This is a genomic window from Vibrio sp. Makdt, assembly GCF_027587015.1.
Classification (GTDB): domain Bacteria; phylum Pseudomonadota; class Gammaproteobacteria; order Enterobacterales; family Vibrionaceae; genus Vibrio; species Vibrio chagasii_B.
Genome location: NZ_JAPPTH010000014.1, coordinates 89,087 through 102,183 on the forward strand (window position 1 = coordinate 89,087; position 13,097 = coordinate 102,183).

General features: G+C 45.7%; 11 protein-coding genes. All 11 read right to left on the reverse strand.

All coding sequences use genetic code 11. The features are described from left to right. Positions 1-6: 6 nt before the first annotated feature. Positions 7-1,635, reverse strand: a complete 1,629-nt coding sequence (gene urtB, locus OH460_RS17425) for an urea ABC transporter permease subunit UrtB (RefSeq protein ID WP_269998992.1) — start codon at positions 1,633-1,635, stop codon at positions 7-9. Positions 1,636-1,795: 160 nt separating this feature from the next. Then, the gene (urtA, locus tag OH460_RS17430; RefSeq protein ID WP_105059082.1) at positions 1,796-3,082 is read right to left on the reverse strand and encodes an urea ABC transporter substrate-binding protein; all 1,287 of its coding nucleotides are present in this window, start codon (positions 3,080-3,082) and stop codon (positions 1,796-1,798) included. 295 nt (positions 3,083-3,377) lie between these two features. Further along, entirely contained in the window at positions 3,378-3,605 is a 228-nt protein-coding gene (locus OH460_RS17435; RefSeq protein ID WP_116870062.1) for a zinc ribbon domain-containing protein, read from the reverse strand. A 36-nt stretch (positions 3,606-3,641) separates the two neighbouring features. Next, positions 3,642-4,643: a sensor domain-containing diguanylate cyclase gene (locus tag OH460_RS17440; protein WP_061033294.1), complete on the reverse strand. Its 1,002-nt coding sequence runs from the start codon at positions 4,641-4,643 to the stop codon at positions 3,642-3,644. A gap of 289 nt (positions 4,644-4,932) precedes the next feature. Beyond that, the gene (locus tag OH460_RS17445; protein ID WP_269998993.1) at positions 4,933-5,832 is read right to left on the reverse strand and encodes an alanyl-tRNA editing protein; all 900 of its coding nucleotides are present in this window, start codon (positions 5,830-5,832) and stop codon (positions 4,933-4,935) included. Between the two features lie 131 nt (positions 5,833-5,963). Next, positions 5,964-7,445 (reverse strand): ribosome biogenesis GTPase Der, encoded by a 1,482-nt coding sequence (gene der / locus OH460_RS17450; RefSeq protein ID WP_004740325.1) that lies wholly within the window; start codon positions 7,443-7,445, stop codon positions 5,964-5,966. 158 nt (positions 7,446-7,603) lie between these two features. Further along, a complete protein-coding gene (bamB, locus tag OH460_RS17455) occupies positions 7,604-8,764 on the reverse strand; it encodes an outer membrane protein assembly factor BamB (protein ID WP_061033296.1) in 1,161 nt (386 codons plus the stop codon). Positions 8,765-8,774: 10 nt separating this feature from the next. Beyond that, positions 8,775-9,389, reverse strand: a complete 615-nt coding sequence (locus OH460_RS17460) for a YfgM family protein (protein ID WP_008222763.1) — start codon at positions 9,387-9,389, stop codon at positions 8,775-8,777. A gap of 79 nt (positions 9,390-9,468) precedes the next feature. Beyond that, a complete protein-coding gene (hisS, locus tag OH460_RS17465; RefSeq protein ID WP_061033297.1) occupies positions 9,469-10,737 on the reverse strand; it encodes a histidine--tRNA ligase in 1,269 nt (422 codons plus the stop codon). 69 nt (positions 10,738-10,806) lie between these two features. Then, positions 10,807-11,928, reverse strand: a complete 1,122-nt coding sequence (ispG, locus tag OH460_RS17470; protein WP_004740329.1) for a flavodoxin-dependent (E)-4-hydroxy-3-methylbut-2-enyl-diphosphate synthase — start codon at positions 11,926-11,928, stop codon at positions 10,807-10,809. A gap of 7 nt (positions 11,929-11,935) precedes the next feature. After that, positions 11,936-12,889 carry a cytoskeleton protein RodZ gene (rodZ, locus tag OH460_RS17475; protein WP_269998994.1) on the reverse strand — a complete coding sequence of 318 codons (954 nt, stop codon included), beginning with the start codon at positions 12,887-12,889 and terminating at the stop codon, positions 11,936-11,938. Between the last annotated feature and the right edge of the window lie 208 nt (positions 12,890-13,097).

A 13,097-nucleotide genomic window follows, 5' to 3' on the forward strand; every position in this document is an offset into this window, starting at 1 on the left:
TTGTCCTTAACCTTCAGCCGCACGACCACGTTGCGGGAACAATCCGCGTGGGCGTTTTTGAATAAATAGAATGATGAAAACCAGTACTAAAATCTTGGCGAGTACTGCGCCAGCCCATGGCTCTAAGATCTTATTGAACAAACCAAGACTCAGACCTGCGACGAGTGTTCCCCACAAGTTGCCGACTCCGCCGAACACCACCACCATGAAAGAATCGATGATGTACGCCTGCCCCATATTCGGGCCAACGTTCGTCAGTTGAGACAGTGCCACACCCGCAACACCGGCAACGCCAGAACCTAAACCGAAGGTCATCGCATCAACTCGTTCAGAACGAATCCCCATCGCACGCGCCATACCACGGTTTTGAGAAACCGCACGAACCTGTAAACCTAGCGGCGTTTTCTTAAGAACCATCAACAAGCCCATAAACACCAAACCACAGAACAAGATGATATATAAACGGTTGTAGGTCAGAGACAACATTGGGTTCAATTGCAGTGCGCCAGACATCCATTCAGGTGTGCTCACTGAACGATTCAATGGAGAGAAAATAGAGCGAACAGCTTGTTGTAAGATTAAGCTGATACCGAAGGTCGCGAGCAAGGTTTCCAATGGGCGACCGTAGAGGTGACGAATCACACTGCGCTCAATCGCAATGCCGACCAGACCAGACACAATAAATGCAGCCGGAATAGAGAGAATCAGCGCTAAACCGATGTGATTCGGCATCAACAACTGCAATACATAGGTGGTGTACGCGCCAATCATGATCAGCTCGCCATGGGCCATGTTAATCACGCCCATTACGCCAAAGGTGATCGCCAAACCAATACCCGCCAGCACTAATACCGAACCTAAACTCAAGCCGAAGAATACGGTCTCAACGCCCGAGTACAGTGCTTGGCTCTGTTGATAGCTATCAAGAGCACGCTCTGCCGCGGCCAATACTTTTGGATCTTGCTCGCTGTTGAGCAGTTGGTTTAGCGTCTTTAGCACGACGGATTGTTTGAACTCGCCAACTCGTTCAATTGAAGCCACACGAGCTTGTGTAGCAGCACTGCTATCCAGAGAAGTATAAATCGCGAGTGAGAGGTCCATGAGATCAGCGACCTTAGTCTCGGGCTCATTTGCTCTCAGCTCGGACAGGCGGTTAATGATATCGGCATCTTTGGTTCCCAATAGATCAGAGACCGCCTGATAACGCACATCTGGATTGCTACTGTTTAAGCCAATCGAGGCAATTTCACCACGTAAGATCCCACGAAGTTTGTTATTCACGCGAACCTTTTTAAACTGTCTCGCATTCTCGATATTCAGCGTCGAATCATCCCATACCGACTGAGCTGACGTCGCTGTTTTGATGCTTTGAATGAGGTAGAGCTGTTTGTATTGCTCGCTCTGTTTGTCACTAAAATAGTAAAGGTTTCCGTTTAACCAACCATCCAGAATAGGTTTCGACACATCTTCCGTTTGCGTCTCAATCACCCAATCAATAGCTAATTCTTTATCCGATGTTTTCTTACCAACTAGCGCCTTGGTAAAGCTAGCTTCATCCGTTATTCCAGCAAAAGCCAACTGAGCACTGACTGCCATAAGCAATAGCGCCTTAAGTACGTTCAATACGTTTTTCATCCCTGCTTCCTTAATCCACCTAGCTAGATATTGTTATTTTTGCTCAGTGGACATGTGGAGAATTATTGTTAGTTGAAACGATGAGCCTTCCGTTTGCTACACCTCTTACACAGATGCTTTCTTCGCAAACAAGGAGGCTCAATGTTCCTAAATTAACGCTCTAGTTACCGCCAGAACACTTCTTGGTTTCGACGTTAAACGCACCACATGAGAATGGCTTAGACCAGCTAGAGAACAGCTTCGCTGATTCAGGTAGGTAACTCGACCAAGCGTCACCCGCAACGAGACCTGTGGTTTCCCAAACGATATCGAATTGACCATCGTCTTGGATTTCACCGATCAGGACTGGTTTAGTGATGTGGTGGTTTGGCAGCATGGTTGAGTAGCCGCCCGAAAGGTTAGGAACAGACACGCCAATCAAGGCATCTTGCACAGATTCAGGATCGGTTGTGCCCGCGTTGGTTACCGCTTGCGCCCACATATTGAAGCCAACATAGTGCGCTTCCATTGGGTCGTTGGTGACACGCTTTTCACTCTTGATGAATGACTGCCACGTTTCAACGAACTCTTCATTGGCTTCAGTATCAACACTCATGAAGTAGTTCCAAGCCGCAAGGTGACCAACCAGTGGTTCGGTATCCATACCTGACAGTTCTTCTTCACCAACAGAGAATGCAATAACTGGGATGTCTTCAGATGAAATGCCTTGTGCGCCCAGTTCTTTATAGAATGGAACGTTCGCATCGCCGTTCACAGTAGAAACGACAGCGGTTTTCTTGCCCGCTTCACCGAACTTCTTGATATCTGAAACAATAGACTGCCAATCAGAGTGACCAAATGGCGTGTAGTTGATCATGATGTCTTCTTCTGCGACACCTTTATCTTTTAGGTAGGCTTCAAGGATCTTGTTGGTGGTGCGTGGGTAAACGTAATCCGTGCCTGCTAGAACCCAACGCTCAACTTCCAGCTCTTCCATCAAGTAATCCACAGCAGGAATTGCTTGTTGGTTTGGCGCTGCGCCAGTGTAGAAAACGTTTTTCGACGACTCTTCACCTTCATACTGTACTGGGTAGAAAAGGATGCTATTGAGCTCTTCAAAGACAGGCAGCATGGATTTACGTGATACCGATGTCCAACCACCGAACACCACATCGACTTTCTCTTTTTCGATCAGCTCGCGGGCCTTCTCTGCAAATAGCGGCCAGTTTGATGCAGGGTCAACGACTACAGGCTCAAGCTTTTTACCTAGCAAGCCGCCCTTTTTGTTCTGCTCTTCGATGAGCATTAACACGGTATCTTTCAGTGTGGTTTCACTGATCGCCATGGTGCCAGATAGTGAATGTAGAACGCCGACCTTTATGGTCTCGTCAGCCGCAAACACTGATGCAGAAGAAAATGAAAGTGTTGTACACAGTGCAGCTAGCGATAAATTGAACACCTTGTTCATGATAGTACTCCATAATTGTATTTTTGTTATTCAATTACAGAGTTACAAGAAGAGTGCCAAACTCAATAAGTAACCATTAAAAACATAAGTGATTGTATTAAATGAATTTTAAAACAAACCACACCAATAGCGTGCATAGCAACCATGTAACTATGTTTCATACTGGTGCAGTGACAATAAGAATGACCCAAGATGATACATAACCCCAGAGTGGGCACAAAAAAGGCCCAATACATAGGTATTGGGCCTCTATTAAATAGTATGGATTGCGGTACTTAACCTTCTCGCTTTCAAGCTAGTCCGCAGCTTGAAACTCGAATTTTACTCTCGACTTAGATTTAAGCTCGTTACAGTCACCGTTGCAAAAATAGCTCGCGGCACCACAAGCTTGAAGTTTTTCTAACTGGCTGCTGCACTCTGGGCAGAACCCTACTTTGGTAAAATGTGCCTGACAACTTTCACAGTGGTATTGTCCGTCCCAACCAAGCTCTGACTGACACTTAGGGCAGATATTTTCACTCATTAGTATTTCCTAATTCACGACTCTTTTTACAATCTACTACTGCTTGGATTTAGCTTGTTTGATTTGGTACATGTTCTTATCAGCTTGTGCGATCAACTGATCTAACCCCTGTGGATCTTTTTCACAAGCAAGACCAACACTCACTGAGAACTGCACATCATTAATATAAAGCGCTTGTTGTAGTGTTTTCTCTAAACCGTGGTAGAAGCTAACAACGCTATCTTTATCATCAAAACAAGAGAACACCACAAATTCATCACCACCATAACGGCCTATCTTGGCACACGCTGTCGTAGCATCATCAAGCACTCTAGCAACCGCCAATAGCACATCATCGCCAAAGCTATGACCGTAGGTGTCATTGATTGATTTGAATTTATCGACATCGACAAACAGACACGCCATCACCTTCTGTGCAAAACAGCGCTTGGCCAAGACCTTTTCAGCTTCATTGAACAAAGCACGACGATTCAAGCAGTGGGTAAGAGAATCACGATTCGCGAAAAAGTTAAGCTGGTTTTCCAGCTCGTACTTTTCTAATGCTACCGAATATAGAGAAGCGAGCAGCTCCAAAATCTCAAGTTCGAATGCATGTGGTTCGGAAACATATTGGCTGTATATAGCGAAAGTACCAAGTACATTCCCGTTTGAAGAAAGAATTGGCACAGACCAGCAGGCATGAAGGTTAGCCTGGTTTGTTAACGCCAAGAAAGGTGCCCAGTTAGGGTGGGTATTGATGTCTGAGACCATCACTGCTTTTTTAAGCGCAGCAGCCTCACCACACGAACCAATTCCAACACCTATACCAACGCCCTCTATCTGTTGATTATAGAAATCAGGCAAATTCGGAGCATATTCGAGGTGCAAAGTCTGAGACTCAGCGTTGAGCAGTAAAATTGAAGCCATACGCTGACCAAAAAGCTGCTCTGTGAGCTCTATGATCTTGCGGTTTAAGTCCTTGCGATCCATCCCAAGGGCAAGCTTCCGAAGCAACCTATTGACTGCTCGGTGGCCTTCTAATAAAAATTGTTGTTCCATTCACTAAAGCTTTCAATTATTTAATCGGGTACAGCCTGTTCTTATGCAAGCTTGTTATTGATTAATAATAACACACTTAATTACCACGACACACAATCGAAGATCATAGGTTGATCTTTCGCTTTATCTATTTTGATCAGCGATCTACCCCAAAAAGAATATTTATATCACCACACACCGAAAGCATAAGTTACATGTGCTGCATTTCAATTTTAAACAGTTAATTATATTAAAAGTAACAACTTAAAACAGAATAAACAGCACAAGTCATTTCGATCTATTACTCAAATCATCGAATTACATGCGTCAGCATTTCAATGTTTTGGTCATCTAGCTGGGTCAGCTTAACGGACAGTGCACCAAGCTCTGAGGTATTTCCAATGTGTGTGCCACCACAAGGAATAGTGACCTGAGTATATTCATCAAGCTGCCACTCCCAGTAACGAGAGTCTGTTAACGCCTCGCCCTCTAACCTCATCGTCACTGCTGTTGGTTGTGCTAACCAAACAGATACCAGTTCGTTAACATCAGCTTCAATGACCCCAAGGTTCGCCAGCATGTCTGCCACATTAAGACCGCGCTTCTTCAAGGTTTTACCCAAGCGATAAGTGTCTTTACACAGCTCTGGCGTTACAAAACTGGTTACTTGAGCGTAGCTGTTAAAGTCATAGCTACCCAGTGGATCTTTGCGGTCTGCATCTTTACGCCAATAATTGTCAGCTAAGACCTTATTCAACGCTAAGAAAGCGACATGTCCAGCGCTATGGCCACGGCTAAGGCTTGCTTGATAATCTTTATCAACCGACAACGATACCTGCTCGTTAATACTTATCGTAGAAGCAGATACAGGTAGCTGGTGGACTACCACGAACACCCAACCCTCTGTATCACGCTTAACAGGAATATCTGCTGCTAGATAAAGTTTGCCAGTAGATTGTTCTATCGCGCCAACTAAGCAATCATCAACGGTATATTGCACGCCACCAAGGTTAACGATGCCTTTATCTGCTGGGTGATCTGGCCAAATATGGCTAACAGGATGAAAAGGAGTCACATCAGTGATCAAGTAGGTTTTGCTCTCATCACTTTCAACATACAGAACTTTTGCCTCAAGCTGCCAAGTCTGGTGGCAGAATTGGGTGATGGTCGGTGTGATTGCTGCTGGTGTAATCAAGTCGCTCGTTGTCATGTCGTTCTTCTTTTGGAATCTAGTCTAGGTCGCTTACTGATAATTCCTCGCAAGGTCGGTTATCAGATAACGTAAATTTTGCCTAAAAAAATACCCGAGACAGGCTCGGGTATCAAATCTATTCAAAAGGACTATTTACGTCCTTTAACCATGCTCATCATGCGCTTACGTTTGCGCTCTTGAGAGATAGTTAGCTTGTTCGTCTTAGCTTCAAATGGGTTTTCGCTGTTCTGGAATTGAATACGAATTGGCGTACCCATGATTTCTAGTGAACGACGGTAGTAGTTCATCAGGAATCGCTTGTATGAATCTGGCAAGTCACGAACTTGGTTACCGTGGATAACGATAATTGGTGGGTTATAACCACCCGCGTGCGCGTATTTCAATTTCACACGACGGCCACGAACCATAGGTGGTTGGTGATCATCAGTCGCCATCTTCATGATACGAGTTAGGACAGACGTACCAACACGGGTTGTCGCTGACTTGTAAGCCTCTTGAACCGATTCAAACAAGTGACCAACACCAGTACCGTGAAGTGCCGAGATGAAGTGAATACGTGCGAAATCAACGAAACCTAAACGACGGTCTAGTTCTTTCTTAACGCGCTCTTTCACGTCGTTATCTAGGCCATCCCACTTGTTTACTGCGATCACGATTGAACGACCAGCGTTCAATGCAAAACCTAGTAAGCTCAAGTCTTGATCTGAGATGTTCTCACGAGCATCAATCACAAGTAAAACTACGTTCGCATCTTCAACCGCTTTCAACGTTTTAACAACCGAGAACTTTTCTACGGTTTCGTTGATGTTTTTACGACGACGTACACCCGCAGTATCGATCAGAACGTATTCACGCTCATCACGGCTCATTGGGATGTAGATAGAATCACGAGTAGTACCAGGCATATCGTAAACAACCACACGCTCTTCACCTAGGATACGGTTAGTTAGCGTTGACTTACCTACGTTTGGACGACCAATAATAGCAAGCTTGATTGGTTGATCTTGCAGACGCTTGAACTCTTGTTCCGCTTCTTCTTCAGTGAAATCAACCTGCTCTGCTTCTTCGTCTTCAAATTCTGTTAGATCGCTAATTTCACCCTGCTCAGCTTTCAGTGCTTCAGCAAATGGGTTTAGAGCAAGATCAATCAGTGCAGTAACGCCACGACCGTGCGCTGCAGCGATTTGGTACATGTCTTCTACACCTAGCTGCCAGAAGTCAGCACTTGCTGCATCAGGGTCAATACCATCAACCTTGTTTACTACAAGCATTGAAGGCTTTTCTAGTTGACGAAGGTGCTTCGCGATAGCAACGTCAGATGGTGTTAGACCAGCACGGCCATCTACCATGAACAGCACAACATCAGCTTCGTCGATCGCTGCTAATGACTGCTCTGCCATTTTAGTTTCAACACCTTCTTCGGTACCGTCGATACCACCAGTGTCGATAACAATAAACTCATGCTCACCAAGTTGAGCATGGCCATATTTACGGTCACGCGTTAAGCCAGGGAAATCCGCAACCAATGCATCACGAGTTCGAGTCAATCGGTTAAACAACGTAGATTTACCTACGTTCGGACGCCCTACTAGAGCAACAACAGGTACCATAACAACCTCTACAATTTCTTCTCTTAATGTAGTTATAGGTAAGCACTTGTTCGCAAGTTTAAACTCTTACCTATAACCACATGGTTTATTAATTTTTAACAACAAAACGGCTCCTGGCTGTTACCAACCAGGAGCCGACTGTGAATTATATCACGCTTTTATTGGCTAATCGTCAGTTTCTTTACATCGCCGTTGCGAGTCGTCACTAAGTAGCCTTCAGGCAGTTCAATTGGCGCTACAGCAAAGCCGCTGTCATCAACCAACTGCTGAGCAACAAACTCACCTGTTGAGCGATCTAACCAGTGTAGATAACCTTCTGTATCACCCACCACAACGTATCCGTTAATGATAGCAGGTGCTGTCAGTAAGCGGTTTTCTAGCAATGGTGTGCTCCACAGCTCTGTACCACTACGTGCATCAACTGCAGCCACGTGATCCTTATCGGTTACTAGGAACAAACGGCTACCGTCGCTTGCTAAATCAATCGCTGACGAGTAGTTACGCTTCCAAACAGGCTTACCAGAGCGCAGGTCGATGGCAATCAACTGACCATTGATACCAACAGTGTACAAAGTACCACCAAGAACGATTGGAGAGGCATCAACGTCAACCAAGCGATCGATTTCCGTTGCACCCTTTGGTGTACCAACTGGCTGTTGCCAAATCAGCTGACCACGGTCAACGATAGCAGCGGCTAGACGACCATTTGCCGTACCCCAGAATACACCACCAGAAACCGCAACAGGTGCACTGTCACCGCGTAGTGTTAGGCTTGGAACTTCAGTGCTAATTGTCCACTTCTGTTCACCAGTCTCTTGGTCTAACGCGAGCATCATGCCACGGCTAGTGTGAACCAATACCATATTGCTGTCAGTAGCAGGAGATGCAAGCACCTCACCGTTTACTGATACACGCCACAGCTCTTCACCTGTCGATTCATCCAATGCGATTACTTCGCCATTTTCAGAACCAACAAACACTTTGCCGTAAGCTGCCGTTAAGCCACCAGACAGACGAGCCAGTACATCTTTCTCAAGGTCTGTTTTCCACAGCTCTTTACCCGTTTCAGGATCCAGCGCTTTAACCAGACCTTCACGGCTTGCAACAAACACTTTGTCGTAAGCCAGCTCAGGCGTCAGTTTTGAAAAGTAGTGACCAACACCATCACCAACCGAAGTCGACCATTCCTGTTTAGGAGTGAACTCGCTGTTTACCGTTGGTACTGGCGCCATGATTACGGTGTCTTCTTCACCCGCACAGCCAGCTAATAGGCCAAGAGCAATCGCACACAACGCCGCTTTTGGAAACATCTTCTTCATTCAAAGCGCCTTATTTAGCTAGGTCGTCAAGTTTGATTTGAAGCGTTTGGCTCGCATCAACAGCTTGCTGTGCTTCTGTGTAAGCACTGTATGCTGCGTCTGTGTCGCCTTTACGAAGTGAGATATCACCACGTAGTTCAGCCACACGGCCTTTCCAAGATTCGTCCGTTACTGCAGCAAGATCTGACAAAGCAGCATCGAATTCACCTTGCTCAGCTTTAATACGAGCAACACGGTAAGTCAGTAGTGGCGAAAGTGCCGCATCCTTAGTTGCCGCTTTTGCCCACTCCAGCTGTTCAAGTGCTGCAGATAATTCACCCGCTTGTACTTGTACTTTCGCTAGCTGCATCGCTGCAAGTACTGAGTATTCAGCATCTTTGTTTGCGTCGATAAAAGCTTGAATATCAGATTGAGCATCAACGCCTTTTGCATCTAAAGCAGAGATCACTGTCGTGTAGCTTTCTGAAGCAGCTTCACGCGCCTCAACTACTGAGTCTTGGTAGTAGCGCCAACCGAATAGACCACCTAAACCAATAACCGCACCGAAGATTACGGCTTTACCGTTCTCTTTCCACCAATCTTTAATGGCTTCAACCTGCTGCTCTTCGCTATCGTAAAGTTCCACTTCCTGTCCTCTTTAATTCTTTAAACGCCAGCATAGTGCTGACGTTAGTATTCGTTATGAGCGTTTGCTCTAAGGCTAATTAGATTAGCGCAGCTACTTTTGCTGCAACTTCCGTTTGAGACACGGTTTCTTGCTCGCCGCCAACCAAATCTTTTAGCACAACTGTATTATCAGCAACTTCGTTTTCGCCAAGTACCAGTGCAACAACCGCACCTACTTTGTCTGCACGTTTGAATTGCTTCTTGAAGCTACCACCACCGAAGTGGCTCATTACACGTACACCTTCAACGGTATCACGTAATTGATTCGCTAATTGCATGCCCGCGATCATTGTGCCTTCGCCAGCCGCAACCATGTAAACATCAACACTGCGACGAACTTCTGTTAGCTCTAGCGTTTCCATCATTAGGACTAGACGCTCTAGGCCCATTGCGAAACCAACAGCTGGTGTTGCTTTACCGCCAAGTTGCTCAACAAGGCCGTCGTAACGACCACCGCCACATACGGTACCTTGAGCACCTAGGCTTTCGGTGATCCACTCAAATACTGTGCGGTTGTAGTAGTCCAAACCACGTACTAGACGCTCGTTAACTTGGTATTCGATACCAACAGCATCAAGAAGTTCACACAAACCAGCAAAATGTTGCTTCGACTCTTCACCTAAGTACTCAGAAAGTCGAGGTGCGTCACCTAAGATAGCTTGAACGTCTGGGTTCTTAGTATCTAGTACACGAAGTGGGTTGGTGTGCATGCGACGTTTGCAATCTTCGTCTAGCACATCGATGTGCTGTTCAAGGAAAGCAACAAGTGCTGTACGGTAGTTTGCACGATCTTCAGTAGAACCGATTGAGTTCAGCTCTAGACGAACGTGCTTGTCGATGCCTAGCTCACGCCATAGACGCGCAGTCATCATGATAAGTTCTGCGTCAACGTCTGGACCGTCTAGGCCAAACACTTCCACACCACATTGGTGGAATTGACGGTAGCGACCTTTTTGAGGACGCTCGTGACGGAACATTGGACCCATGTACCATAGGCGCTGTTCATCACGGTTGATAAGGCTGTTTTGGATGCATGAACGTACACAACCCGCTGTGCCTTCTGGACGTAGCGTTAGGCTATCGCCGTTACGGTCATCAAAGGTGTACATCTCTTTTGAAACAACGTCTGTCTCTTCACCCACTGCGCGGCTAAATAGGTTTGTTTCTTCAACGATAGGCATACGCACTTCGTTGTAACCGTGTGCACTCACCACGTTCTTCACTGCGTTTTCTACTTTCTGCCACAGTGGTGATTGAGTCGGTAGGCAGTCGTTCATGCCTCGGATTGCTTGGATATTTTTAGCCACAATATTTATTCCGTAATTTTTCACGACCAGGTGTTGATGCGAATAGACAACCACACCTCATCGCGTTTATTAATCTTCTAGGTTTTCTACATCAATGCGATTTGCTTTATCAAGCACTGATGCTTTTGCTCGAATCTTAGCTTCAAGCTGATCAACAAGGTCGTTGTTGTCAAAGCGCTCTTTCTGACGCTTACCATCTTCGTAGAAGGCACTCTTACGTGCACTACCCGCTAGACCTAAATGAGAGACTTCTGCTTCACCTGGGCCGTTCACCACACAACCGATGATAGAAACATCCATTGGGGTAATCACGTCTTCTAGACGCTCTTCAAGCGCGTTTACGGTGTTAATAACATCGAACTCTTGACGAGAACAGCTTGGACACGCGATGAAGTTGATACCACGCGAGCGAATACGCAAAGATTTAAGAATATCGAAGCCAACTTTGATCTCTTCAACAGGGTCTGCCGCTAGCGAGATACGTAGCGTATCGCCAATACCTTCAGAAAGAAGCATACCTAAGCCTACAGAAGACTTAACCGCACCAGCTCGTGCACCACCAGCTTCAGTAATACCAAGGTGAAGCGGTTGATCAATCTGTTTCGCCAGCAAACGGTATGAACCTACAGCTAGGAATACGTCAGATGCTTTAACGCTCACTTTAAATTGATCAAAGTTGAGACGGTCTAAGATATCTACGTGACGCATTGCTGATTCAACAAGCGCTTCTGCTGTTGGCTCTGTGTATTTCTCTTGGATCTCTTTTTCAAGAGAACCGCCGTTAACACCAATACGAATCGGAATATTCATATCACGAGCACAATCAACAACTGAGCGGATACGGCTCTCGTTACCGATGTTACCTGGGTTGATACGCAAACAGTCTACACCGTACTCAGCCACTTTCAGCGCGATACGGTAGTCAAAGTGAATGTCAGCGACCAAAGGAACAGAAACCTGCTGCTTGATTTGCTTAAATGCTTCAGCGGCATCCATAGTCGGTACAGATACGCGAACGATATCAGCGCCTACATTTTCCAAAGCTCGGATCTGAGCAACGGTTGCGGCTACGTCTGTTGTTCTTGTGTTGGTCATGGATTGCACAGCAATAGGTGCACCATCACCGATCGGCACATCACCCACATAAATACGGGTTGATTTGCGACGAATAATAGGAGATTCGTGTTGCATATTAACTCTAAGGTAAGGTTATTCTGGCTACTTTGCCTGAAGTATACCCAGAAAGGTCGACAGGTTCACTTGCAAATGTCATTGATACGCCTTCTGGCGCACCTAGAATCACTTTATATGGCGCAGTTCCTGATAGATTTAGTGACTGACCCGCTTTTTTGATGCCAGTTGACAAAGTTTTGCCGGTCGCATCTTTAACTTGAATCCAACAGTCTGCAGTAAACTGCATCGTTAGCGCTTTGGTTGCCACTTCAGGTGTTGGCGTTGTTTCAGGAGCAGTTGTGGCTTCAACGGTTTCTAATTCAACAGCTGGTTTTGCGTCGACTACTGGTTGTTCATCAGTCGCGTCAAGTGCAGCTGAAGTATCTGCCGCATCACTGATTGCAGCAAGGCCTTCAGTATCTTCAATCACAGAAGCAGCAGCGTCGTTTTGTTCAGCTTCAATCACTTCTAAAGAAGCGAACTCAGGGTCCAGTGACTCCTCCACCGCAAGCTCTTCTGAACTTTCAGTGTTAGCCAAAGATTGAGATAAGGTGTCTTGTTGTTGATTCTGCCACCACCACAGTGAAGAAATACCGACGATAACGGCAAAGATACCCCAAGTCAGCAGCATAATACGGCTGTTGTGCTTTTCTGTTTTTGTCTTACGAGAAAAACTCAGCATTTCTTGATCTTCATGTTGAGCATCACCAGAGTGGCGAAGCGCGTTCAGTACCACTTTTTCATCAAGATTGACGTATTTAGCGTATGAACGGATGTAACCACGCATAAAGGTTGCGACTTGGTCTGACTCAAATTGGTTTTCTTCAATCTGTTGAATTAAAGAGATGCGTAGTTTTAGGCGATCCGAGATCTGCTTTTGTGTTAAACCAAGAGCTTCTCGTTGATTTTTCAGTAGCGTCCCCGCTTCTAGAGCTGGAGCGATTGGTTCTTGCGTTTGTGTGTCGTGTTCTGTGTTCATAGAGAGTGAACTTCTAAAATATTATCGCAGGTCGACGAGAGCGTTTTTTATTGTCGTTTAAGCTCATTCTAGCAACCCACTTATGTGGAATTTGTCCTGTTACCCAACTCATCAACCCTTAAAGACGAACGACATACATTTTATTATTAGTGACGTTCTCAGGAAGCTAGTTTATCAAGTAGCCAACCTAAATAGACATATTGATGAT